General features: G+C 65.0%; 37 protein-coding genes and 1 pseudogene. 27 read left to right on the top strand and 11 right to left on the bottom strand.

The annotated features are described in order from the left end of the window. The 23 genes from PAM7066_RS06275 to rpmD all read left to right on the top strand — a co-directional run. On the top strand, positions 1-173 hold a 173-nt coding region (locus tag PAM7066_RS06275), incomplete at its 5' end, for an EF-Tu C-terminal domain-related protein (RefSeq protein ID WP_503121354.1). A gap of 123 nt (positions 174-296) precedes the next feature. Next, on the top strand, positions 297-617 hold the full coding sequence (gene rpsJ / locus PAM7066_RS06270; RefSeq protein WP_085853270.1) for a 30S ribosomal protein S10: 321 nt from the start codon (positions 297-299) through the stop codon (positions 615-617). Between the two features lie 2 nt (positions 618-619). Further along, positions 620-1,492 carry a 50S ribosomal protein L3 gene (rplC, locus tag PAM7066_RS06265; protein WP_085853269.1) on the top strand — a complete coding sequence of 291 codons (873 nt, stop codon included), beginning with the start codon at positions 620-622 and terminating at the stop codon, positions 1,490-1,492. Beyond that, positions 1,489-2,109, top strand: a complete 621-nt coding sequence (gene rplD, locus PAM7066_RS06260) for a 50S ribosomal protein L4 (RefSeq protein WP_085853268.1) — start codon at positions 1,489-1,491, stop codon at positions 2,107-2,109. Before rplC ends, rplD begins: the two co-directional genes overlap by 4 nt. After that, positions 2,106-2,402, top strand: a complete 297-nt coding sequence (locus PAM7066_RS06255; protein WP_085853267.1) for a 50S ribosomal protein L23 — start codon at positions 2,106-2,108, stop codon at positions 2,400-2,402. Before rplD ends, PAM7066_RS06255 begins: the two co-directional genes overlap by 4 nt. A gap of 123 nt (positions 2,403-2,525) precedes the next feature. After that, a complete protein-coding gene (rplB, locus tag PAM7066_RS06250) occupies positions 2,526-3,368 on the top strand; it encodes a 50S ribosomal protein L2 (RefSeq protein ID WP_085853266.1) in 843 nt (280 codons plus the stop codon). 3 nt (positions 3,369-3,371) lie between these two features. Beyond that, on the top strand, positions 3,372-3,650 hold the full coding sequence (gene rpsS / locus PAM7066_RS06245; protein WP_085853265.1) for a 30S ribosomal protein S19: 279 nt from the start codon (positions 3,372-3,374) through the stop codon (positions 3,648-3,650). 4 nt (positions 3,651-3,654) lie between these two features. Then, on the top strand, positions 3,655-4,035 hold the full coding sequence (gene rplV / locus PAM7066_RS06240) for a 50S ribosomal protein L22 (protein WP_085853264.1): 381 nt from the start codon (positions 3,655-3,657) through the stop codon (positions 4,033-4,035). Further along, positions 4,035-4,742 carry a 30S ribosomal protein S3 gene (rpsC, locus tag PAM7066_RS06235; RefSeq protein ID WP_085853263.1) on the top strand — a complete coding sequence of 236 codons (708 nt, stop codon included), beginning with the start codon at positions 4,035-4,037 and terminating at the stop codon, positions 4,740-4,742. Before rplV ends, rpsC begins: the two co-directional genes overlap by 1 nt. Positions 4,743-4,754: 12 nt before the next feature. Next, positions 4,755-5,168 carry a 50S ribosomal protein L16 gene (gene rplP, locus PAM7066_RS06230; protein ID WP_085853262.1) on the top strand — a complete coding sequence of 138 codons (414 nt, stop codon included), beginning with the start codon at positions 4,755-4,757 and terminating at the stop codon, positions 5,166-5,168. 75 nt (positions 5,169-5,243) lie between these two features. Next, a complete protein-coding gene (locus PAM7066_RS18875) occupies positions 5,244-5,447 on the top strand; it encodes a hypothetical protein (protein ID WP_085853261.1) in 204 nt (67 codons plus the stop codon). 66 nt (positions 5,448-5,513) lie between these two features. Further along, on the top strand, positions 5,514-6,134 hold the full coding sequence (locus PAM7066_RS06220; protein WP_085853260.1) for a TIGR02466 family protein: 621 nt from the start codon (positions 5,514-5,516) through the stop codon (positions 6,132-6,134). Positions 6,135-6,308: 174 nt separating this feature from the next. After that, the gene (gene rpmC, locus PAM7066_RS06215; protein WP_085853259.1) at positions 6,309-6,524 is read left to right on the top strand and encodes a 50S ribosomal protein L29; all 216 of its coding nucleotides are present in this window, start codon (positions 6,309-6,311) and stop codon (positions 6,522-6,524) included. Positions 6,525-6,528: 4 nt separating this feature from the next. Continuing rightward, complete coding sequence (gene rpsQ, locus PAM7066_RS06210; protein WP_085853258.1) at positions 6,529-6,858, top strand: 30S ribosomal protein S17; 330 nt, start codon at positions 6,529-6,531, stop codon at positions 6,856-6,858. A gap of 86 nt (positions 6,859-6,944) precedes the next feature. Next, positions 6,945-7,313, top strand: coding sequence for a 50S ribosomal protein L14 (gene rplN, locus PAM7066_RS06205; protein ID WP_085853257.1), 369 nt, complete (start codon positions 6,945-6,947; stop codon positions 7,311-7,313). Beyond that, complete coding sequence (gene rplX / locus PAM7066_RS06200; protein ID WP_085853256.1) at positions 7,313-7,618, top strand: 50S ribosomal protein L24; 306 nt, start codon at positions 7,313-7,315, stop codon at positions 7,616-7,618. The genes rplN and rplX overlap by 1 nt, the downstream gene beginning before the upstream one ends. Next, the gene (gene rplE / locus PAM7066_RS06195; protein WP_085853255.1) at positions 7,618-8,178 is read left to right on the top strand and encodes a 50S ribosomal protein L5; all 561 of its coding nucleotides are present in this window, start codon (positions 7,618-7,620) and stop codon (positions 8,176-8,178) included. The genes rplX and rplE overlap by 1 nt, the downstream gene beginning before the upstream one ends. 17 nt (positions 8,179-8,195) lie before the next feature. Continuing rightward, positions 8,196-8,501 (top strand): 30S ribosomal protein S14, encoded by a 306-nt coding sequence (rpsN, locus tag PAM7066_RS06190; protein ID WP_085853254.1) that lies wholly within the window; start codon positions 8,196-8,198, stop codon positions 8,499-8,501. 15 nt (positions 8,502-8,516) lie between these two features. Beyond that, positions 8,517-8,909 carry a 30S ribosomal protein S8 gene (gene rpsH, locus PAM7066_RS06185; protein ID WP_085853308.1) on the top strand — a complete coding sequence of 131 codons (393 nt, stop codon included), beginning with the start codon at positions 8,517-8,519 and terminating at the stop codon, positions 8,907-8,909. Between the two features lie 10 nt (positions 8,910-8,919). Beyond that, complete coding sequence (gene rplF, locus PAM7066_RS06180; protein ID WP_085853253.1) at positions 8,920-9,453, top strand: 50S ribosomal protein L6; 534 nt, start codon at positions 8,920-8,922, stop codon at positions 9,451-9,453. Between the two features lie 12 nt (positions 9,454-9,465). Then, a complete protein-coding gene (rplR, locus tag PAM7066_RS06175; protein WP_085853252.1) occupies positions 9,466-9,825 on the top strand; it encodes a 50S ribosomal protein L18 in 360 nt (119 codons plus the stop codon). Positions 9,826-9,925: 100 nt separating this feature from the next. Beyond that, positions 9,926-10,501 (top strand): 30S ribosomal protein S5, encoded by a 576-nt coding sequence (gene rpsE / locus PAM7066_RS06170; RefSeq protein ID WP_085853251.1) that lies wholly within the window; start codon positions 9,926-9,928, stop codon positions 10,499-10,501. A 3-nt stretch (positions 10,502-10,504) separates the two neighbouring features. Further along, complete coding sequence (gene rpmD, locus PAM7066_RS06165) at positions 10,505-10,693, top strand: 50S ribosomal protein L30 (RefSeq protein WP_085853250.1); 189 nt, start codon at positions 10,505-10,507, stop codon at positions 10,691-10,693. Between the two features lie 179 nt (positions 10,694-10,872). Here rpmD and PAM7066_RS06160 read toward each other — a convergent pair whose 3' ends face one another. Together PAM7066_RS06160 and PAM7066_RS18520 are read right to left on the bottom strand one after the other, a co-directional pair. Beyond that, complete coding sequence (locus tag PAM7066_RS06160) at positions 10,873-11,067, bottom strand: hypothetical protein (RefSeq protein ID WP_085853249.1); 195 nt, start codon at positions 11,065-11,067, stop codon at positions 10,873-10,875. Positions 11,068-11,394: 327 nt separating this feature from the next. After that, positions 11,395-11,694, bottom strand: a complete 300-nt coding sequence (locus tag PAM7066_RS18520; protein WP_139214940.1) for a hypothetical protein — start codon at positions 11,692-11,694, stop codon at positions 11,395-11,397. Between the two features lie 120 nt (positions 11,695-11,814). Here PAM7066_RS18520 and PAM7066_RS06155 point away from each other — a divergent pair, with 120 nt between their 5' ends. Beyond that, positions 11,815-13,194, top strand: coding sequence for an aspartate aminotransferase family protein (locus tag PAM7066_RS06155; protein WP_085853248.1), 1,380 nt, complete (start codon positions 11,815-11,817; stop codon positions 13,192-13,194). On the opposite strand, the gene PAM7066_RS06150 is transcribed toward PAM7066_RS06155, so the two are convergent. The 4 genes and pseudogenes from PAM7066_RS06150 to PAM7066_RS06135 form a co-directional block, all read right to left on the bottom strand. Beyond that, positions 13,191-14,396: a TCR/Tet family MFS transporter gene (locus tag PAM7066_RS06150; protein WP_085853247.1), complete on the bottom strand. Its 1,206-nt coding sequence runs from the start codon at positions 14,394-14,396 to the stop codon at positions 13,191-13,193. The two genes, PAM7066_RS06155 and PAM7066_RS06150, sit on opposite strands and share 4 nt — an antisense overlap. Before the next feature lie 101 nt (positions 14,397-14,497). Further along, a pseudogene (locus PAM7066_RS19290) lies at positions 14,498-15,155 on the bottom strand (alpha/beta fold hydrolase). A 78-nt stretch (positions 15,156-15,233) separates the two neighbouring features. Continuing rightward, positions 15,234-16,202, bottom strand: coding sequence for a threonine ammonia-lyase (locus tag PAM7066_RS06140; protein ID WP_085853246.1), 969 nt, complete (start codon positions 16,200-16,202; stop codon positions 15,234-15,236). After that, on the bottom strand, positions 16,184-16,996 hold the full coding sequence (locus PAM7066_RS06135) for an alpha/beta fold hydrolase (protein ID WP_085853245.1): 813 nt from the start codon (positions 16,994-16,996) through the stop codon (positions 16,184-16,186). The genes PAM7066_RS06140 and PAM7066_RS06135 overlap by 19 nt, the downstream gene beginning before the upstream one ends. A 217-nt stretch (positions 16,997-17,213) precedes the next feature. Between PAM7066_RS06135 and PAM7066_RS06130 the strand changes: the two genes are divergently transcribed. Together PAM7066_RS06130 and PAM7066_RS18870 are read left to right on the top strand one after the other, a co-directional pair. Further along, complete coding sequence (locus tag PAM7066_RS06130; protein ID WP_085853244.1) at positions 17,214-17,651, top strand: FKBP-type peptidyl-prolyl cis-trans isomerase; 438 nt, start codon at positions 17,214-17,216, stop codon at positions 17,649-17,651. A 100-nt stretch (positions 17,652-17,751) separates the two neighbouring features. Beyond that, complete coding sequence (locus PAM7066_RS18870) at positions 17,752-17,889, top strand: hypothetical protein (protein ID WP_175484563.1); 138 nt, start codon at positions 17,752-17,754, stop codon at positions 17,887-17,889. On the opposite strand, the gene PAM7066_RS06125 is transcribed toward PAM7066_RS18870, so the two are convergent. The 4 genes from PAM7066_RS06125 to fabA are packed head-to-tail and all read right to left on the bottom strand — an operon-like array spanning position 17,861 to position 20,908. Next, the gene (locus tag PAM7066_RS06125; protein ID WP_085853243.1) at positions 17,861-18,394 is read right to left on the bottom strand and encodes a YdcF family protein; all 534 of its coding nucleotides are present in this window, start codon (positions 18,392-18,394) and stop codon (positions 17,861-17,863) included. The two genes, PAM7066_RS18870 and PAM7066_RS06125, sit on opposite strands and share 29 nt — an antisense overlap. Next, positions 18,354-19,145, bottom strand: coding sequence for an enoyl-ACP reductase FabI (locus PAM7066_RS06120; protein WP_085853242.1), 792 nt, complete (start codon positions 19,143-19,145; stop codon positions 18,354-18,356). The genes PAM7066_RS06125 and PAM7066_RS06120 overlap by 41 nt, the downstream gene beginning before the upstream one ends. 4 nt (positions 19,146-19,149) lie before the next feature. Continuing rightward, on the bottom strand, positions 19,150-20,376 hold the full coding sequence (fabB, locus tag PAM7066_RS06115; protein WP_085853241.1) for a beta-ketoacyl-ACP synthase I: 1,227 nt from the start codon (positions 20,374-20,376) through the stop codon (positions 19,150-19,152). 22 nt (positions 20,377-20,398) lie between these two features. After that, entirely contained in the window at positions 20,399-20,908 is a 510-nt protein-coding gene (gene fabA, locus PAM7066_RS06110) for a bifunctional 3-hydroxydecanoyl-ACP dehydratase/trans-2-decenoyl-ACP isomerase (protein WP_085853240.1), read from the bottom strand. A 117-nt stretch (positions 20,909-21,025) separates the two neighbouring features. Between fabA and irrA the strand changes: the two genes are divergently transcribed. Beyond that, complete coding sequence (irrA, locus tag PAM7066_RS06105; protein WP_085853239.1) at positions 21,026-21,463, top strand: iron response transcriptional regulator IrrA; 438 nt, start codon at positions 21,026-21,028, stop codon at positions 21,461-21,463. 3 nt (positions 21,464-21,466) lie between these two features. On the opposite strand, the gene PAM7066_RS06100 is transcribed toward irrA, so the two are convergent. After that, positions 21,467-22,270: a hypothetical protein gene (locus PAM7066_RS06100; RefSeq protein WP_245749579.1), complete on the bottom strand. Its 804-nt coding sequence runs from the start codon at positions 22,268-22,270 to the stop codon at positions 21,467-21,469. Positions 22,271-22,402: the final 132 nt, after the last annotated feature.

Genomic DNA, 22,402 nt, shown 5'->3' with positions numbered 1-22,402 from the left:
TGACGGGCACGGTCCAGCTGGCCGAGGGCACCGAGATGGTGATGCCCGGCGACAACGTCTCGTTCGGCGTCGAGCTGATCGCGCCGATCGCGATGGAAGAGAAGCTCCGCTTCGCCATCCGCGAAGGTGGCCGCACGGTCGGCGCCGGCGTGGTGTCGAAGATCCTCGAGTAAGCCACGCGCTAGCGTGTCGCGGGGGTGCGCCTGTCGGGCGCACCCTTTCCAATTGGTCCGATGTGGGCGGGGAATGAGCCCCGTCCACCTCTCGACCGCCACCCTGCCCAGGGAATGAGAACAATGGCCGCAAGCCAGAATATTCGTATCCGCCTGAAGGCGTTCGATTACCGGGTGCTCGACAGCTCGACCCAGGAAATCGTCTCGACCGCCAAGCGCACCGGCGCGTCCGTCCGCGGGCCGATCCCGATGCCGAACAAGATCGAGAAATTCACCGTTCTGCGTGGTCCCCACGTGGACAAGAAGTCGCGCGATCAGTTCGAGATCCGCACGCACAAGCGGATGCTCGACATTGTAGACCCGACTCCGCAGACCGTGGACGCGCTGATGAAGCTCGACCTGGCTGCCGGCGTTGCCGTCGACATCAAGGTAATGGGGGCCTGATCATGCTGCGTTCTGGTGTTATCGCCAAGAAGGTCGGCATGACGCGGATCTTCCAGGAAGATGGCCGGCAAGTGCCCGTCACCGTCCTTCAACTCGACAAGCTTCAGGTCGTTGCGCAGCGCACCGCCGAAAGCCACGGCTACACGGCCGTTCAGCTGGGCGCGTGCAACGCGAAGCCGAAGAACGTCTCCAAGGCCATGCGCGGCCACTTCTCGATCGCCAAGGTCGAGCCCAAGCGCAAGATCGCCGAGTTCCGGGTTGCACCCGAGAACATGATCGACGTGGGCGAAGAGATCACCGCGAACCACTACTTCGCGGGCCAGTTCGTCGACGTCTCCGGCACTTCGATCGGTAAGGGCTTCCAGGGGGCCATGAAGCGGCACAACTTCGGTGGTCTTCGTGCCTCGCACGGCGTGTCGGTCTCGCACCGCTCGCACGGTTCGACCGGCCAGTGCCAGGATCCCGGCAAGGTGTTCAAAGGCAAGAAGATGGCCGGTCACATGGGCGCCGCCCGCGTGACCACGCAGAACCTGCAGGTCGTCCGCACCGATGCCGACCGTGGCCTGATCATGGTCAAGGGCGCGGTTCCCGGCTCGAAGGGTGGCTGGGTCACGATCAAGGACGCGGTGAAGAAGCCGACGCCCGAAGGCGTGATCTATCCCGCCGCGCTGCGGTCTGCCGCCGAGGAAGCGGAGCGCGCCGCGCAGGCCGCTGCCGAGGAAGCCGCCGCCGCGGAGGCCGCCGAGCAGGAACGCCTGGCCGCCGAGCAGGCTGCCCAGGAAGAGGCCGCCCTCGAGGAGGCCCAGGCCGACCTCGCGGAAGAGCAGTCGGATGCCGACAACTCGGACGCCGAGAAGAAGGAAGGTGACCAATGAAAACCGATGTCCTGACGCTCGACGGCGCGACGAACGGTTCGGTCGATCTCGACGACGAGATCTTCGGCCTCGAACCGCGCGCCGACATCCTGCACCGCATGGTCCGCTGGCAGCGCAACAACGCGCAGCAGGGCACCCACAAGGTGAAGACGCGGTCCGAGACCAGCTACTCGACCAAGAAGATCTATCGCCAGAAGGGCACCGGCGGCGCTCGTCACGGTGACCGGAACGCACCGATCTTCCGCAAGGGTGGTGTCTACAAGGGTCCGACCCCGCGTTCGCACGGCCACGACCTGACCAAGAAGTTCCGCAAGCTGGGCCTGAAGCACGCGCTTTCGGCGAAGGCGCGCGAGGGCAACCTGATCGTGATCGAGTCGGCCGATCTTGCCGAAGCCAAGACCAAGATGCTTGCGTCGAAGGTCAAGGAGCTGGGCTGGAAGCGCGCGCTCATCATCGACGGTCAGTCGGTGAACGAGAACTTCGCCAAGGCCGCCCAGAACCTCGAAGGTCTGGACGTGCTGCCGTCGATGGGCGCCAACGTGTACGACATCCTCAAGCGTGACACGCTCGTGATCACCAAGGCGGGGATCGAAGCTCTGGAGGCTCGACTGAAATGAGCGACAAGATCAAGCACTACGACGTGATCCGGAAGCCCGTGATCACCGAGAAGGCGACTATGGCGTCCGAGCATGGCGCCGTGGTGTTCGAAGTGTCCAAGGATGCCTCGAAGCCCGAGATCAAGGCTGCCGTCGAAGACCTGTTCAACGTCAAGGTGAAGGCCGTGAACACGACCATCACCAAGGGCAAGGCCAAGCGGTTCCGTGGCATCATGGGGCGCCGCAACACGGTCAAGAAAGCGTATGTGACCCTCGAAGAGGGCAATACCATTGACGTGACTACGGGCCTGTAATAGCAGGCTGCATCTTGGCGGCCCTGGGGTAACTCGGGGCCGCTTCGTTTGGGGACCTTCGGGGCCCTTCATCACTCGCGGCCCCACAATCGAGGGTCGCCACAGAAACGGAAGACAGAAAGCATGGCACTCAAGTCGTACAAGCCGACGACGCCGGGCCAGCGCGGGCTGGTACTGATCGACCGTTCGGAGCTGTGGAAAGGCCGTCCTGTAAAGGCCCTCACCGAGGGTTTGAACAGGCATGGCGGCCGGAACAACACCGGACGTATCACGATGCGCCGCATCGGTGGTGGGGCAAAGCGCCTCTACCGCGTCGTCGATTTCAAGCGCAACAAGCACGACGTCGAGGCTGTCGTCGTTCGGATCGAATATGACCCGAACCGGACCGCCTTCATCGCGCTGATCCAGTACACCGATGGCGAGCAGCGCTACATCCTGGCGCCGCAACGCCTTGGTGTCGGTGACAAGATCATTGCCGGCCGCAAGGTCGACGTGAAGCCCGGCAACGCGATGCCGTTCATGGGCATGCCGATCGGTACCATCGTTCACAACATCGAACTGAAGCCCGGCAAGGGCGGTCAGATCGCGCGGGCTGCGGGCACGTATGCCCAGTTCGTCGGTCGTGATGGTGGCTACGCGCAGATCCGCCTGTCCTCGGGCGAGCTTCGCCTGGTTCGCCAGGAATGCATGGCCACGGTTGGCGCAGTGTCCAACCCGGACAACTCGAACCAGAACTTCGGCAAGGCCGGCCGGTCGCGCCACCAGGGCAAGCGTCCCTCGGTTCGAGGTGTCGTCATGAACCCGATCGACCACCCCCATGGTGGTGGTGAAGGTCGGACCTCGGGCGGCCGTCACCCCGTGACGCCGTGGGGCAAGCCCACCAAGGGCGCGCGCACCCGCAACAAGAACAAGGCGTCGCAGAAGCTCATCGTGCGCTCGCGTCACGCTCGCAAGAAAGGCCGGTAATCGATGTCTCGTTCCGTCTGGAAAGGGCCTTTTGTCGACAGCTATGTCCTCAAGAAGGCTGAAAAAACCCGCGAGTCGGGCCGCAACGAGGTCATCAAGATCTGGTCGCGCCGCTCCACCATCCTGCCGCAATTCGTCGGCCTCACCTTCGGTGTGTACAACGGCAAGAAGCATGTGCCGGTGAACGTGACCGAAGACATGATCGGCCAGAAATTCGGCGAATACTCTCCGACGCGGACCTACTACGGTCACGCCGCGGACAAGAAAGCCAAGAGGAAGTAAGCCAATGGCGCAGGAAAAGAATCCCCGCCGCGTGGCCGAAAACGAGGCGATGGCGAAGACGCGGATGCTCCGCACTTCTCCGCAGAAGCTGAACCTCGTGGCCGGCCTGATCCGTGGCAAGAAAGTCGAGAAGGCCCTGCAGGACCTGACATTCTCGAAGAAGCGCATCGCGCTCGACGTGAAGAAGTGCCTGCAATCCGCCATCGCGAATGCCGAGAACAACCACAATCTCGACGTCGATGAACTCGTCGTCGCCGAGGCTTACGTGGGCAAGAACCTGGTGATGAAGCGCGGTCGTCCGCGGGCGCGTGGCCGGTTCGGCAAAATCGTCAAGCCGTTCTCGGAAATCACGATCAAGGTCCGCCAAGTCGAGGAGCAAGCCTGATGGGTAACAAGGTCAACCCGATCGGCATGCGGCTCCAGGTCAACCGGACCTGGGACAGCCGCTGGTATGCCGACACGAAGGATTACGGCGACCTCCTCCTGGAGGACATCGCGATCCGCGAGTTCATCAAGGAAGAGTGCAAGGCTGCCGGCATCAGCCGCGTGATCATAGAGCGTCCGCACCGCAAGTGCCGCGTCACGATCCACACGGCTCGTCCGGGCGTCATCATCGGCAAGAAGGGCGCGGATATCGAGACGCTGCGCAAGAAGCTGTCGAAGATGACCGATAGCGAACTGCACCTGAACGTGGTCGAAGTTCGCAAGCCCGAGCTCGACGCCACGCTGGTCGGCGAGTCGATCGCTCAGCAGCTCGAGCGCCGGGTATCGTTCCGCCGCGCGATGAAGCGCTCCGTCCAGAACGCCATGCGCATGGGTGCGCTCGGTATCCGTGTGAACCTCGCCGGCCGCCTCGGCGGCGCCGAGATCGCGCGGACGGAGTGGTATCGCGAAGGTCGGGTGCCGCTGCACACGCTCCGCGCCGATATCGACTTCGCGAACATCGAGGCGAAGACGGCTTACGGGATCATCGGGATCAAGGTCTGGATCTTCAAAGGCGAGATCCTCGAGCATGATCCGCAGGCCCGTGACCGCCGCGCCCAGGAACTGCAAGACGGCCCGACGCCTCGCGGCGCCGGCGGCCGTCGCTAAGGAGGGCTAGCCATGCTTCAACCGAAGCGCACAAAATTCCGCAAGATGCACAAGGGCCGGATCCACGGCGACGCGAAGGGCGGGTCTGACCTGAACTTCGGGTCGTTCGGTCTGAAGGCTGTCGAGCCCGAGCGTATCACCGCACGCCAGATCGAGGCCGCCCGTCGTGCCATGACGCGTCACATGAAGCGTCAAGGCCGTGTGTGGATCCGGATCTTCCCGGACGTGCCCGTGACCGCCAAGCCCATCGAAGTTCGTATGGGTAAAGGCAAGGGTTCGGTCGATCGCTGGACCGCGAAGGTCAAGCCCGGCCGCGTGATGTTCGAGCTTGACGGCGTGACGGATGGAGTCGCCCGCGAGGCCCTTCGCCTTGCGGCGATGAAGCTGCCGATCAAGACCCGCGTGGTTGCCCGCGAAGACTGGTAATCCGGTCGTCGTGCAAGTTTCGAAGCCCCCGTCGAGTGATCGGCGGGGGCTTCGGTCGTTAATGAGTAGGGACGCATGGCGCGGTACGTGGTGTTTTTGCGGGGTCGCATGACGGTCTACCGCGCCTGCACCGAGCGGATGGCCGCCGCCGACCCGGCCGCGATGATGCCCCACCTGAACGTCCAGGAGATCTCGCGCCGTTGCTGGATGCGGGCGCGCCTGACGTCCGATGGTGTAGCGGGGTTCATCTATTATGGTCCCGAGCCGACCTGTCCGTAGTTTCATTTTCTGCGTGTCGCGGGTAACCAGAACGCCAAGTAGAACTCACCTCTTCCAAGGTCCGCCATGCCCGATTTGTCATCCCTCTTCGTGACCCGCCTCTATCGCGCTCCGCTCGGGGAGCATGGTCCTGCAATAGACCAGCCCGAGTTGGAAGCGACGTGCTACTCCATCGCCGAGGATGACGAGGCGGGGCAGGAATGGTGCGAAGAGAACGGCTATCCCGGCTACACCTCCTACGCGTCGTTGACTGATCTGGCGTGGCGGATGCCGATTTTCGCTGATCTGGTGAAGTCGCTCGACGCCCACGTGGCAGCCTTTTCCGAGGAACTGTGCTTCGACTTGGGCGAAGGGCGACTTGAGCTCGAGGATCTCTGGATCAACATTCTGCCTGAAGGTGGCAGCCATTCCGGCCATCTCCATCCCCATTCGGTGATTTCGGGCACGACCTATGTCGCGATGCCGAAGGGGACGAGCGCCATCAAGTTCGAGGACCCGCGCTTTCCGATGATGATGGCGGCACCGCCGCGCCGGAAGGATGCGGCGGACGAGTTGAAGACGTTCCGCTATGTCGCGCCGGAGGTGGGCGAGGTGCTCCTGTGGGAGAGTTGGCTTCGCCACGAAGTGCCGATGAACTTGGCCGAAGAGGAGCGGATCAGCGTCAGCTTCAACTACAAGTGGGTATGATCTCAGCTCCCGGCGTGAACGGGGGCGGCCCAGCCGCCTGCCGATATTGGACGGGTTGCGTCCCGAACGGGATGCCCCTATAGGGACCGTTCACCTACCTCCACCGGGAATCAGGGTGACCCCGACGCGGTATCGAACAGGGGCCCACCGGTGATGTTGACGAAGGAGACCGCGATGGCGCTCGACGCCCAAGACCTCCGGGGCAAGACTCCGGACGAGCTGCGTGATCAGCTCGGACAGCTCAAGAAAGAGCAGTTCAACCTGCGCTTCCAGCAGGCCACGAACCAGCTCGAGAACACCGCCCGCATGCGCATCGTCCGCCGTGACGTCGCCCGGGTGCAGACGATTCTGAACGAAAAGGCGCGCGACGCCGCCAAGTCGGAGGCCTGAGACCATGCCGAAGCGTATCCTCAACGGCGTCGTCACCTCGAACCAGAACGAGCAGACCGTGACCGTCTCGGTCGAGCGTCGCCTGACGCACCCGATCTACAAGAAGACGATTCGCAAGTCGAAGAAGTACCGTGCCCACGACGAGACCAATCAGTTCAACGTCGGTGACAAGGTAAGCATCCGTGAATGTGCACCGCGCTCGAAGACGAAGCGTTGGGAAGTCATGACGGACGAGATGATGCAGGCCTATCTCTCCGAGAAGGCCGAGTCTGCCAAGGCACAGCAGGTGTCCGACGAGCAGCGCCATGAAGAGAAGGAAGCGGCCGAACACTGATCGGTCGTCCATCCGGGGCCCACGCGGCCCCGGTTCCATTAGCGAAACCCCAGGGCGAGAGTCCCTGAAGGTCGGGAGACACATCCATGATCCAGATGCAGACCAATCTGGATGTCGCTGACAATTCCGGAGCCCGGAAGGTTCAGTGCATCAAGGTCCTCGGCGGGTCGAAGCGGAAATATGCCTCCGTGGGCGACGTCATCGTCGTCTCGGTGAAAGAGGCCATTCCGCGCGGCCGCGTCAAGAAAGGCGATGTGCGCAAGGCCGTCGTCGTGCGCACCGCCAAGGAAGTGCGCCGCGAAGACGGCACCGCGATCCGTTTCGATCGCAACGCCGCCGTGATCCTCAACAACAACGGCGAGCCCGTCGGAACCCGTATCTTTGGGCCGGTGGTGCGTGAGCTTCGTGCCAAGAACTACATGAAGATCATCTCGCTTGCTCCGGAGGTGCTGTAATGGCTGCCAAACTCCGCAAAGGTGACAAGGTCATCGTCCTTGCCGGCAAGGACAAGGGCAAGCAGGGCGAGATCCAGACGGTTCTGCCCGCGAAGGGCAAGGCCGTGGTCGAGGGCGTGAATGTCGCCATCCGCCACGTGCGTCAGAGCCAGACGAGCCAGGGCGGTCGCACGCCCAAGGCGATGCCCATCGACCTGTCGAACCTCGCCCTCATCGACGCCAACGGCAAGGCGACCCGCATCGGCTTCCGTGAGGAAGACGGCAAGAAGGTCCGCTTCGCCAAGACCACGGGAGACGCGATCTGATGCTCGACCAAGCAAACTACACCCCGCGTCTCAAGGCGAAGTTCCGCGACGACATCCGTGCGGCTCTGAAGGAGGAATTCTCCTACAAGAACGCCATGCAGGTGCCGCGTCTCGAGAAGATTGTGCTGAACATCGGCGCGGGCTCCGAGGCCGTTCGGGACTCCAAGAAGGCGAAGTCGGCTGCCGACGACCTGACGAAGATCGCAGGTCAGAAGGCGGTCATCACCAAGGCCAAAAAGTCCATCGCGGGCTTCCGGGTGCGTGAGGACATGCCGCTCGGCGCGAAGGTGACCCTTCGTGGTGACCGGATGTACGATTTCCTCGATCGTTTCGTCACGATCGCGCTGCCGCGCGTGCGTGACTTCCGTGGCGTGAAGCCGTCCTTCGACGGCTACGGCAACTTCGCCATGGGCATCAAGGAACACATCGTCTTCCCCGAGATCAACTTCGACCAAGTGGACGAAGTCTGGGGCATGGACGTCATCATCGTCACCACCGCCAAGACCGACGCGGAAGCCAAGGCGCTGTTGAAGCATTTCAACATGCCGTTCAGCAGCTGAGCCTGGGAAGGAATATCATGGCCAAGAAAGCAATGATCGAACGCGAGAAGAAGCGTCAGGCTCTGGTGGACAAGTATGCCGCCAAGCGTGCCGCTTTGAAGGAAGTCGCTCGCGATGAAGAGAAGCCGATGGAAGAGCGGTTCAAGGCCCAGCTGAAGCTGGCCAAACTGCCGCGCAACTCGTCGGCTACCCGTCTGCATAACCGTTGTCAGCTTACCGGCCGTCCCCACGGCTACTACCGCAAGCTGAGAATGAGCCGGATCGCGCTCCGGGACCTGGGCTCGCAAGGCCAGATCCCCGGCATGGTCAAGTCGAGCTGGTAAGGAGGGTTACAAATGATGAACGATCCTCTCGGCGATATGCTGACCCGCATCCGCAACGCGCAAATGCGCGGCAAGTCCACCGTCCGCACGCCGGCCTCCAAGCTTCGCGCCTGGGTCCTCGATGTGCTGCAGGCCGAGGGCTATATCCGCGGCTACGAAGACATGACCGACGACCGGGGCCACCCGATCATCGAGATCTCCCTCAAGTATTACGAGGGCGATCCGGTCATCAAGGAAATCAAGCGCGTTTCCAAGCCTGGCCGCCGCGTCTACATGGGCGTGTCGGACATTCCGTCGGTCCGTCAGGGCCTCGGCGTTTCGATCGTCTCGACCCCCCGGGGCGTGATGTCGGACCAGGCTGCTCGCACCGCCAATGTTGGCGGCGAAGTGCTCTGCACCGTATTCTAAGGAGGGAGAAATGTCTCGTATCGGAAAACGTCCCGTCGAGCTGCCCTCGGGTGTCGAGGCGAATATCGACGGTCAACGGATCGAAGTGAAGGGCCCCAAGGGTTCCCGCTCGTTCCAGGCCACGGACGACGTGACGCTGGCGGTTGAAGACAACGCCGTCACCGTCACGCCGCGCGGAAGTTCCAAGCGGGCGCGCCAGCAATGGGGCATGGCCCGGACCAACATCGCGAACCTCGTGCAGGGCGTGACGATCGGTTTCAAGAAAGAGCTCGAGATCACGGGCGTGGGTTACCGCGCGCAGATCCAGGGCAACGTCCTGAAACTGAACCTTGGCCTCAGCCACGACGTGGATTTCGAGGTTCCCGAGGGCGTGACCGTCACTGTTCCCAAGCCCACCGACATCATCGTCGAGGGCATCAACGAGCAGCATGTCGGCCAGGTCGCCGCGAACATTCGCGACTGGCGGCGTCCCGAGCCCTACAAGGGCAAGGGCATCCGCTATAAGGGCGAGTTCATCTTCCGTAAGGAAGGCAAGAAGAAGTAAGGAGCCGGACATATGGCAAACAGCAAACTCCAGCTGTTCCAGAAGCGCCGCCTGCGCGTCCGGAACAAGCTTCGCAAGGTGAACAACGGGAAGCTCCGGCTTTCCGTGCACCGTTCGAACAAGAACATCCACGCCCAGCTCATCGACGATGTGCAGGGAATCACGCTGGCTTACGCCTCGACCCTCGAGAAGGATCTTGGCGTGATCGGCAAGAACAACGTGGATGCGGCGGCCAAAGTCGGCTCCGCAATCGCGGAACGCGCCAAGGCGAAGGGGGTCGAAGAGGCCTATTTCGACCGCGGTGGCTTCCTCTACCACGGCTCCATCAAAGCGCTCGCGGATGCGGCGCGTGAAGGTGGTCTGAAGCTGTGACCGCGCAGGCCGGGGAACCTCCCCGGCCTCGATGATCCGGGCCTTCGGGCACCAGGATTGGATTCTAAGGGCCACTCGGCCCGAACCGGAAGGAGCTGGCATGGCCAGAGAAGATCGCCGGAACAATCGTCGCGAGCGCGACGAGACCCCGGAATTCGCCGATCGCCTTGTTGCGATCAACCGCGTGTCGAAGACCGTCAAGGGTGGTAAGCGCTTCGGCTTCGCCGCGCTCGTCGTCGTTGGCGACCAGCGGGGCCGTGTGGGCTTCGGCAAGGGCAAGGCCAAGGAGGTCCCCGAGGCCATCCGCAAGGCCACCGAGTCCGCCAAGCGCAACATGATCCGCGTCCCCCTGCGCGATGGCCGCACGCTGCACCACGACGGCCTCGGCCGTCACGGCGCCGGCAAGGTTGTCATGCGGACCGCGCCGCAAGGTACCGGCATCATCGCCGGTGGTCCGATGCGCGCCGTGTTCGAGATGCTGGGCGTTCAGGACGTGGTCGCGAAGTCGAACGGCTCGCAGAACCCGTACAACATGATCCGCGCCACGCTGGATGGCCTGAGAAATCAGACGTCCCCGCGTTCCGTGGCACAACGCCGTGGCAAGAAGGTTGCCGACATCCTGCCCAAGCGGGATCAGCAGCCTGACGCCTCGAGCCAAGTCGCCGAGGAGGCGTAAACCATGGCCAAGACCATCGTCGTCAAGCAGATCGGCTCGCCGATCCGCCGCCCCGCCGTCCAGCGCCAGATCCTCGTCGGGTTGGGCCTGAACAAGATGCACCGCACGCGCGAACTCGAGGATACGCCCTCGATCCGCGGCATGGTGAACAAGGTCCCGCACCTCGTGCAGATCGTCGAAGAGCGCGGCTGAACGCCTCGCTCGGTCGAATTGAAGCGCCCCGGCCGATGTGGCCGGGGCGTTTTTGTTTGGAGCGGTGCTTTACCTTACAGCAGTTGGGCGTTCAGCATTCTCCAACATGGTGATACAGGCGGCGACCGGGTTCACAGAGACATGCTCATCCGCCCGCGCCTCGTTGCCTGTCACCGGCTTCAGACCCGCCAGTTCGTCGAGGTTTCGATATTCGCGCCTCCATGGGCTTTGCGCATGGCGGAAGGCGAAGTTGAATTGCAGAATTCGCGCATTCCCGCGATTGCGCGCTCATCGTCAGCGGCGGTGACCGGCTGCAACTCCCACTCGGTCGAGGCGAAGCCAACGACCACGGTGCCGGCCGTGCCGCCGTCCATCCGCCCGAGCTTCATTGTGGAGTAGGGCTGGTCGAGGCGGCAACCCGCAGGGGCAGGGTGCTTCACTCTTGCCTGCGGTCCAGCAAGCGCGAGACGACGCGCGCGGCGAAGATGTTGGCCTCGCCGACCTCTGGCACGTCCAGCACGCGGACCCGCGCCCCAAGCACTCCGAGGTTCGAGATCGTGGAAACGCAACGAAATCGGATAAGTGCTGCTTTGCCGCCGACGGACGCATCGATTGAACACCGATTACGCGAATATTCATATAGCCAATCGTCCCTTCCACTTGCCTCAGGATCGGCACGGTGATTTCGATGTCCCCATCCTTCATCCAGAGTGCGGGCATGACGGTGGACCACCATGTCGGGGGCGCAGGAAGGTCTGGTCCGTCTCGTGGATCGAGACGGTGTGCGCGCCCCAGTCGGGCAGGATACCCCCCAGTCCGGCAGAAGGGCGCGTGGCAGCCGGCGAGACTAAGATCGCGGACTCCTCGTTCTGGAACGGGCGGCCGTCCCAGGTCAGGTGCGGCACGGGCGTCGAAGCCGGACGGCAGCAGGGGGCGATGGCAGGGCAGTCGCCCGAGGCGTCGCCGGTCCCCATGATGCCGTCGCAACAGGTCTCGGCCATGCCGCGTTCGACCTGCTCCGTGCCGCCGTGGAAGAGGAGGCCGAGGCGGCCCCGGGTCGAGGGGTTGGAACCGCACCCGCGCAGGCGTATTGCGGGGCAAGGCAACCAAAGGAGGGTGCGATGGACGACGCGCGGCAGAACGATCAGTTGGGACAATGGGATCGCGATAGCTTCCTGCACCCGTCCACGCATCTGGGGCAGCACGCACGGGGCGAGGCGCAGGGGCGCATCATCCGCACGGGCGAAGGCGTGTATATCGAGGATCGCGACGGCCAGCGCTGGCTAGACGGGTTCGCCGGGCTCTATTGCGTGAACGTAGGCTACGGTCGGCAGGAGATCGCGGACGCCATTGCCAAGCAGGCGCAGGAGCTTGCCTATTATCACGCCTATGTCGGCCATGGGACCGAGGCCTCGATCACGCTGGCGAAGATGGTGACCGACCGTGCGCCCGACCACATGAACAAGGTCTATTTCGGGCTTTCGGGATCCGACGCGAACGAAACGAACCTCAAGCTGGTCTGGTACTACAACAACATCCGTGGACTGCCGCGGAAGAAGAAGATCATCTCGCGCTGGCGGGGCTATCACGGGTCGGGGCTGATGACAGGCTCGCTGACCGGCCTGCCGCTGTTCCACGACAAGTTCGACCTGCCGCTTTCCCCGATCCTGCACACGACCGCGCCGTATTTCTATCGCCGCGACAATTTCGAGCAGAACGAGGCGGAGTTCGTCGCCCAATGCGCCTCCGACCTGGAAGAGATGATCGAGCGCGAGGGCGCCGACACCATCGCCGCCTTCTGGGCCGAGCCGATGCTGGGCACGGGTGGCATCGTTCCGGCCCCCACCGGCTATTGGGAGGCGATCCAGCCGATCCTGGACAAGCACGACATCCTGCTGGTGGCCGACGAGGTCATCACCGGCTTCGGGCGCCTCGGAACGATGTTCGGGTCCGAGCATTACGGGATGAAGCCCGACTTCATCACCATCGCGAAGGGGCTGACCTCGGCCTATGCGCCGCTGTCGGGATCGATCGTCAGCGACAAGGTGTGGAAAGTGCTAGAGCAGGGCACGGACGAGAATGGCCCCCTGGGCCACGGCTGGACCTATTCGGCTCACCCGATCGGGGCTGCGGCGGGTGTGGCGAATCTCAAGCTGCTGGACGAGCTGAACCTCGTACAGAACGCGGGCGAGGTCGGCACCTATCTGAACCGTCGCATGAAGGAGGAACTGGCAGACCATCCGCATGTGGGCGAGGTAAGGGGCGAGGGGATGCTCTGCGCCGTCGAGTTTGTCGAGGACCGCGCGCGGCGGACGTTCTACGACCCCTCCCGCAAGATCGGCGCGAAGGTGGTGGCCGAACTCGCCAAGTCGCATGTGATCGGCCGTGCCATGCCGGGCGGCGACATCCTGGGCTTCGCGCCCCCGTTCAGCCTGACGACGGACGAGGCCGACCGGATCGTCGAGGCAACGGTCAAGGCGGTGAACGGCGCGGGGCTCTAGGGTCGCATCCGCTTGCGGCCCAGGAACACCACGACGCAGATGCCCATCAGGCCCATCGATAGCAGGAAAGGCAGCCCCGGCAGGTAGATCGGGGCGTTCTCTGCGGTCGCGAGCCAGAACACCTGGCTCATCACCAGGGGCGAGACGATCATGGCGAGCGCGCCTGCGCTCGTCAGAAGGCCCTGCAGACCGCCTTGTGCGTTGTCGGGGATCGCGCGGCTCATCATCGCCTGCAGGGCCGGGATGACCACGCCGCCGATGGCAGCCAGCGGGGTCAGCATCAGCGCAATCGTGCCGTCCTCGAGCACTCCGAGCAGCAGGAACACGACGGCGTTGAACAGAAGGCCCCACAACACGGTGCCGCGGTCGCCGAACCAGCGCAGGACGTAGCGGATCAGCCAGCCCTGCACGATGGCCAGGGAGATGCCGAACAGGCCCAGCGACAGGCCGATCGTGCGGGGGGACCAGTCGAACCGCTCGACCGCGAAATAGGCCCAGATCGCGGGATAGACGAAGAAGGCGGTCTGGTAGAGGAAGAACAGGAAGGTCAGCCGCCCGACCCTTTCGGTGCGCCCCAGGTCGAGCAGCGTGCTCCACGGGTTCGCACGTTTCCAATGGAAGGGGCGGCGGATCTCGTCGGTCACGGTCTCGGGCAGGATGAACAGGCCCAGAAGCATGTTCGCCAGTGCCAGCGCTGCGGCGGCCCAGAACGGCGCGCGCGTTCCGAACTCGGCCAGAAGGCCGCCCAGCAGCGGGCCGGCAACGAATCCCAGCCCGAAGGCCGCCCCGACGAGGCCGAAGCGCGCGGCCTTCTGCTCGGGGGTCGAGATGTCGGCGATGAAGGCCGTGGCGACCGACCGGGTCGAGGCCGCGATCCCGCCCATGACCCGCGCGCCGAGCAGCAGCCAGACGCTGCCGGCAAGTGCCACGATGACATAGTCGAGCGACATGATCGTCAGGGTGATCAGTAGCAGCGGCCGCCGTCCGTAGCGGTCCGACAGCGCGCCCAGAAGCGGGCCGCACAGGAACTGCATCAGCGCGTAGACCGTCGAGAAGATGCCCCCCCAGACCGCGGCCGAGGCGATTGTGCCGCCCTCGATCTCGCGGATCAGCGCCGGCATCACCGGGATCACCACGCCGATCCCCATCGCGTCGATGGCGAGCGTCATGAAGATGAAGAGAAGGGGCAGGCGGTGGCGCATCGGATCTCCGGTGGATCGGCGCGGTATCGGGGGGCCGCTTTCGCAGGTCAACGCTGTAAGTGCGAATTCTTCGGCGGTGCGGTGGTATCGCCGCGGCCCCGTCAGATGCAATGGCCGATCCGTGAGAGGAACCTGCCGATCCTTGGCGCGACCTCTTGGGGTGCGTCCAGTACCGCGACGTGCCCCGCGCCGCGCAGCAACACGACCTCTGCGCCCGGGATGAGCTGAGCCGTCTCGCGGGCGAGGTCCGGGGGCACGGCGCGATCCTCGGTCCCGGCAAGGATCAGCGCAGGCAGGCGCAGGGTTGCCGTCGCTGCCATCAGGTCAGTCCCGGCGATGGCCGTGCAGGCGCCGCGATAGCCGCGCGGGTCGCAACGCAGGAGCCTGTCCCGCAGTGCTTCGGGTTCACACCGCCGAGGCACCCAGGCGCGGGCGCGGTCGGTGGCGACGGCCTCCATGCCGCGTTCCGCCCACCTCGGCCTCGGCGTGCCATTGCGCTGCCGTGCCCCTCTTTGCGGCGCTGCCGGTCAGGACGAGGCCACGGGCGAGGTCCAGCCGCTTCACGGCCAGCGCCTGCGCAATCATCCCGCCGAGCGCGTGGCCCACGAAAACCGCGTCCTTCACCCCGTGATCGTCCAGCGCCGCCTCGATATCGCGAACGAGCGCACCCATGGCGTAGGGCGGCTCCGTGACCTCGGATCCGCCATGCCCGCGCAGGTCCACGGACAGAACGCGGCCGGCAGGGTGAGCCCGTTCCAGATCGACCCGTGGAGCCCCTCGCCATGCAGCAGAACGACCGGCGCGCCGCGGCCGCTTTCGCGGATCGCGAGGGGGCCATCAGAGGGTCAGCGCGCGGGCGAGCGTCTCCGGGTCGGCGTTCCCGCCGGAAACGACGACAGTCACCGCGTCGCCCTCGATCTGGTCCTGCCGGAACAGCGCGGCGGCCAGCGACACGGCACCGCCCGGTTCTGTCGCGAGCTTGAGGCGGATCGCCGCATGGGCCATGGCGTGCAATGCCTCGTCGTCGGTGACCACGAGGCCCGGCCCCGCCAGGCGTTGCAGGATCGGAAATGTCAGCTCTCCGGGCGCGGGTGTCAGGATCGCGTCGCAGATCGACCCGCTGAGCCGGTCGTTCGTCACGCGCTGACCCGACCGCAGCGACCGGGTCGTATCGTCGAAGCCCGCAGGCTCGACCGGGCGGACCCGCAGATCCGGGCGCCTTGCCTCGAGCGCCAGCGCGACGCCCGAAGACAGCCCGCCGCCGCCGCAGCAGACCAGCACATCGCCCTGCACATCGGCGGGCAGCTGATCGGCCAGCTCCAGCCCGACCGTCCCCTGTCCCGCGATCACGTCGGGGTCGTCATAGGGCTTCACGAGGTGCAGGCCCCGCTCGGCCGACAGCGCGGCGCCGATTTCTTCGCGGCTCTCCCCGGCCGCACGGTCATACAGCACGACCTCAGCCCCCAGCGAACGGGTGTTCTCGATCTTCAGGGCCGGAGCATCGTCCGGCATCACGATCACCGCCTCGCGACCCTGAAGCCGGGCGGCCATGGCCACGCCCTGCGCGTGATTCCCCGAGGAATAGGCGAGCACGCCGAGCCCGGAGGGCAGGGCCGACAGCGCCGATAGCGCGCCGCGGAACTTGAAGCTGCCGGTCACCTGCAGCGGTTCGGCCTTCACGAAGACCCGCCGCCCCGCGATCTCGTCCAGGAACGGAGAGGTCAGGATGGGCGTCACGCGGGCCAGCCCGCGGATCCGCTCTTGCGCGGCTTCGATCCGGTCGATGTTCACAGGAGTTCTCTCCATTTCGCGATGGCTTGCAGCGCTTCGGGTTCGTCGAGGAATGGCACGTGGCCGCGGTCGGGCACCTCGGCGACGATCATGTCGGGCCGGCGCGCCAGCATCGCCGCGACGGTCCCGGGGGCCAGAAGGTCCGAGTTCGCGCCCCGGATGCAGGCCAGCGGAAGCCCCCGGGTCGCGTCGAACAGCGGCCAGAGATCCGGTGCGGCGCCGTCACCTTCGAGGGTGCGGGCCAGCGCGGGATCGTAGGTGATGACGAGGCCGTCGGGCGTTTCCTCGTAGTGTTTCATCACCTCTTCGCGCCAGCGGCTTTCGGGAATGTTGGCAAAGCCCGGCAGCAGCGCCGCGCGGCCGGCGAGCGCCTCGTCATACGTGCGGGCGGCGGGGTTCCGGCCGACATAGCCCCGGATCGCGTCGAGGCCGGCGGGCGCGATATCGGGCCCGATGTCGTTCAGGCAGATGCCGGCGACGCGGTCCCTGGCGGTGGCGGCCAGCAGCATCGCGATCAACCCCCCGCGCGAGGTGCCGATGATCGCGGCGCGGTCCAGCCCGAGGTGGTCGAGAAGTTCCAGCGCATCCCGCCCCTCCGTCTGGATGTTATAGCTGTCGGGGGCACCCCAGTCGGACATGCCCCGACCGCGATAGTCGAGCGTGATCATCCGCGCGTCCGACAGGTGCGGGGCAAGGTAGTCGAAATCGCGACCGGTCCGGGTCAGGCCGGACAGGCACAGGATCGGCTGGCCCGTGCCGCAATCTTCGTAATGCAGGCGCAGGCCATCCGAGGTGGTGAAATCGGGCATGGGAACTCCTTGCGCGCGACCGTCGCATGGGGCGGTGCGCCGCACAAGATGGCTGATTTCCGTGGAAAAGGCAGAAAATCACGCGAGAATCGGGATTATTTGGCGGACACCGGTTGAGACACGGGGCCTGCTGCCCCATGTCGAAGGGGTCTCACCGAGTACCCGCCGAGACTGGCGGCCTCGACAAACTCTCACTCCCCACACGGAAGGATTAGACATGAGCCAGGCAAAGGCAGGCGATACCGTACGTATGCACTACTCCGGCAGCCTCGCTGACGGGACGCAATTCGACAGCTCCCAAGGTCGCGACCCGCTCGAGTTCCAGCTCGGCAGCGGCCAGATCATCCCGGGCCTCGACAACGCGCTGCAGGGCATGGCCGAGGGCGACACCAAGCAGGTGGTCGTCGAGCCCGCCGAAGCCTATGGCGACCGTGACCCGGCCCGCATCCAGGCTGTCCCGCGCGAGCAGATCCCGGATCACATCCCGGTCGATCCCGGCACGCAGCTGCAGATGCAGACCCCCGACGGCCAGACGCTGCCGGTCATGGTGACCGAAGCGAATGACAGCGAAGTCACGCTTGACGCGAACCACCCGCTCGCCGGTCAGAAGCTGACCTTCGACGTCGAACTGGTCGAGATCAAGCAGGCCAGCTGATCCAGTCACCGACTGCGTGATCCCCAGGTGCACTGCTGCGAGGTGGTGCACCTTTTTCGTCTAACGGCCCCGGGACTCTCCCAAAGCAAAGGACGAGACAATGTCCGACTTCAAGAACCGCGTCAGTGAAATCTGGACCCGACTGAACCCGTCCGAGCCGGGGGTTGCCTACCTGTCGAAGCTGATGGCGTTCATGATCGGCGCGTTCATCATCGGCCTCGTCCTCGGGCACTTCTGACCCAGCCCACCAGATAGGCTACGTTGCCGACTACTTCCCGCGCCCAGGCTTTCGCCGTGACGGACCGACGCGGTGCGGGGATTGACCGGTGCGCCGAGGCGAGCTGCACCGACAGCCCCTCGGTTTGGAAGGCAACCCATATCCGCGTCAGGTGATACCGGTCCGAAACCGCCGTTATTCGCGCATAGGGCGGAACCATCCGCGCGACGTTTTGCGCGGTCTCGATCGTGCGGGTCGCGTGCCGTTCGGGTCGGATGGCCGATTCAGGCACCCCGGCGGCGATCAGCAGATCGGTCATCACGTCCGCTTCGGCCGGGGGATGCTTGCCCACGCCGCCCGAGGGGATCACCGCGTCGAACCCGCCTTCATGCCAAAGCACTGCGGCCGCCGCGCAACGGCGCCGCAGGGTAGGAGAGGGCGCGCCTTCGGCCCAGACAGCGGCGCCCAGGACGACGAGGACCCGCTCAGCCCTGGATGTTGTCGACCTGGGGCATTCCGAGGACATGGAACCCTCCGTCCACGTGGAGGATCTCGCCGCTGGTGCAGGCACCGCCGTCCGAGGCGAGGTAGACCGCCGTGGCGCCGATCGCCTCGAGCGTCGCGTTGGCGCGCAGGGGGGCGTTCCGCTCGGTGAACTTGAACGTCTTGCGCGCGCCGCCGATGGCCGCTCCGGCGAGGGTCTTCATCGGGCCGGGCGAAATCGCGTTCACGCGGATGCCGTCGGGGCCGAGATCGTTCGCGAGATAGCGCACGGCCGATTCCAGCGCGGCCTTCGCCACGCCCATGACGTTGTAGAACGGGGTGACCTTGTTCGAGCCCTGGTAGGTCATCGTCAGGATCGTCCCGCCCTCGGTCATCATCTGCGAGGCACGCTTCGACACGTCGATCAGGCTGTAGCACGAGATCGACAGCGAGTTGCGGAAGTTCTCGCGGCTGGTGTCGATGATCCGGCCCGTGAGCTCGTTCTTGTCCGAGAACGCGATGGCGTGAACGACGCAGTCCAACCGGTCCCACTTCTCCTGCAGGGCGACGAAGGCGGCGTCCATGCTGGCATCGTCCGACACATCGGCCGGGATCAGGATGTCGCTGCCGACGCTCTGGGCCAGCGGTTCGACCCGCTTCAGCATCATCTCGCTCTGGTAGGTGAAGGCAAGCTCTGCCCCCGCATCGGCCATGGCCTTGGCGCAGCCCCACGCGATCGAGCGCTCGTTCGCGACCCCCATGATCAGGACGCGTTTGCCGTCTAGTGCGCCCATCGGGTCAGTCCTTCCACTTGGTCAGCAGCATCGACCCGTTGGTTCCGCCGAAGCCGAACGAGTTGGTCATCACCGTGTCGAGGCCGGCGTTTTCCACTAGGGAAGTCGCGATCTCGCCCTCGTGGATGGCCGGGTCCAGCGTTTCGACGTTGATCGACGGGGCGATGAAATCATGTTGCAGCATCAAGAGGCAATATACCGCCTCCTGCGCGCCGGTGGCGCCCTGGCTGTGGCCGGTCATCGACTTGGTCGAGCTGATCGGCGGGGTCTTTCCCTCGCCGAAGACGCGGCGCACCGCCTCGACCTCGCCCACGTCGCCCACCGGCGTCGAGGTGCCGTGCGCGTTGATGTAGCCGATGCGGGACGGGTCGAAATCGCGCAGAGCGCGGCGCATGGCACGCTCGCCGCCCTCGCCCGATGGGGCCACCATGTCGTGACCGTCGCTCGTCGCGCCGAAGCCGGTGACCTCGGCGTAGATCTTTGCTCCGCGGGCTTGCGCGTGTTCGAGCGACTCCAGCACCACCATGCCGCCGCCGCCGGCGATGACAAAGCCGTCGCGGTCCTTGTCGAAGGCGCGGCTGGCCTTTTCGGGCGTGTCGTTGAACTTCGACGACATGGCGCCCATGGCGTCGAACAGGCAGGACAGGGTCCAGTCCAGTTCTTCGCCGCCGCCTGCGAACATCACGTCCTGCTCGCCCAGCATGATCTGCTGCGCGGCCATGCCGATGCAGTGCAGCGAGGTGGAGCAGGCCGAGGTGATCGAGAAGTTCATCCCCTTGATCTTGTACGCCGTCGAGAGGTTCGCGCTGACGGTCGAGGACATCGCCTTCGGCACCGCGAAAGGCCCAATGCGCTTAGGGCTGCCCTTTTCCTCGACAATCTTGTGCGCCTCGTAGAGCGCGCTGGTCGACGGCCCGCCCGACCCGGCGATCAGGCCGGTCGCGGGATTCGACACCACCTCTTCGGGCAGGCCGGCATCGGCGATGGCCTGTTGCATCGCGATATGCGCGTAGGCCGATCCCGGCCCCATGAAGCGCAGGGTCCGCTTGTCGACATGGTCGGCCACGTCGATCTTGAGCGTTCCGGCAACGCGGCTGCGAAAGCCGTGCTCGGCCATTTCGGCCGAGGCTTCGATGCCCGAGCGGCCGGCCTTGAGGGCCTGTGTGACTTCCTCGGCCGAGTTGCCGATGGGCGATACGATCCCGATGCCTGTGACCACGACGCGGCGCATGGGTCTCTCCCTGTTGTTGGGGTCAGCTCTCGGAAAGAGCGACCTTCATGTCCTTGACCTGATAGATCAGCTCGCCGTCGGCGTGAACAGTTCCATCGGCGACGCCCATCGTCAGGCGACGGGTCTGGACGGCCTTGGTGAAATCGACGTTGTAGGTCAGCATCTTGCGGTCGGGACGGACCATGCCCGTCAGCTTGACCTCGCCCACGCCGAGCGCGTAGCCGCGCCCCTGCCAGCCGCGCCAGCCGAGATTGAAGCCGGTCAGCTGCCACAGCCCGTCGAGGCCCAGGCAGCCGGGCATGATCGGGTTGCCCGGAAAGTGACATTCGAAGAACCACAGGTCGGGCGTGATGTCGAACTCGGCCACGACGTGGCCCTTGCCGTGGCTGCCCCCGTCGCCCGAGATGTCGGTGATGCGATCCATCATCAGCATCGGCGGCAGCGGAAGCTGCGGATTTCCTTCGCCGAAAAGCTCGCCCTTCGCGCAGCGGATCAGGTCGTCCTTGTCGAAGGAAGTGGGGTAGTCGGCCATGGGCTGCCCTCCTGGCGGCGTGCTCACATTTGGGCGAGGCCCTATCAGAGCCGTCGCGCACGGTTCAAGGCAGTCATAGATTGAAACTCCCCGCGGGTAAGGCCTATATAGCAGGAAATGGCTATTATCGACACACGCATAGACGACGCGAAGATCGCCCTCGGGCGCCAGTGGCTGGCGACGGCGGAGCTTCGCCCGACGAAACAGCGCCTGTCGCTCGCCGCGCTTCTGGTCGGCGACGGGGAAGATCGGCACGTCACGGCCGAAGCGCTTTATGCCGCAAGCCGCGAGGCGGGCGAGGCGGTGTCTCTGGCGACCGTCTACAACACGCTGCGCGCGTTCTGCGGCGCCGGCCTGATGCAGGAAGTCCATGTCGAAGGCGCGAAGAGCTATTTCGACACGCGGACCGAGGATCACCCCCACTTCCTGTTCGAGGAAGACGGCCGCCTTGTTGATGCCTCGCCGCAAGAACTGAAGATCGAAAGCCTGCCGCAAACGCCCGAGGGCTACGACGTGGCCTCGGTGGACGTGATCATCCGCCTGCGGCGGAGCTGACGCTCAGAACCACTGGCCGGGCTCCATCAGCCCGAGATCGAGCAGCTGCTGCGAATCCCACTCGAACGGGACGGACCGGTGCCACATGAAGGTGTCGATGGCGTCCCGCGAGCCCGCGTTGCGCATCAACGCCTTGGCAGCCCGGAAGGAACAGATGCTGGCCGTCAGGTTGTGATGCCACGGGCAGGCGTAGGTGTTGTATTCCGGTGCGCTGAACGTGTGGTCGTCGCGCAGATCGACACGGTGCACCGCGCGGAACAGGCCGATTCGGTCGATCCGCCGCCGCTGCGGGGGCACGTGTTCCTCGAACCTCCAGCGCAGACCGCCATGGAAATTGAGCTGCCGTTCCATTGGGTGACCGTGATTGGCCGGGTCGGGGCGGGCCTCGGCGAAGTATCCCGATGCATCCAGATGCGCGCGCTCACGCGATACCGGGCCGACCCCGCGCAGATCGTCGGAATAGAGGTCGACGACGTAGGTCAGCATCGAGTCGCGGCGTTCTTCGGTGTGGAAGGTCAGCATCTCGCCCACACTCCGCGTTTCGCAGAAGGGGAAGTACAGGTACTCGGCGTTGAAGCAGTAGTGCATCCAGAGGCCCGGCCCCTTCCGTGCCACCGCGTTGACGGCTGCCGGGACCGCCCCGCGCTGCGCGTTCCGCCAGCCCACCCTGAGCATGTGCGTGCCGTCGGGCGGGGTGAGGGAGATCGCTTCGGGGCCCATGGCCACGATGCTGCGAAAGCCGATGCGGGCCATGTGGTCGAGCGATGATTGCGCCTCGACCTCGTCTTCGACCAGAAGGATGCCCACGGGGCCCTTGTCGAAGGATGCGGTCGATCTTTCGAACGCCGCCGGGTCGTCATATGTCTCGATCCGCGTCACGCGAGGGGGTTTGCCTCGCCGCGCTGTGACTTGGCAAGCGCTCGGGTCGGTTGCGACAAA

Origin of the sequence: Palleronia marisminoris (genome assembly GCF_900172315.1) — a bacterium.
GTDB lineage: Bacteria > Pseudomonadota > Alphaproteobacteria > Rhodobacterales > Rhodobacteraceae > Palleronia > Palleronia marisminoris.
Note: the sequence above shows the minus strand (reverse complement) of the source record. Positions and strands in the feature narration are given on the sequence as shown.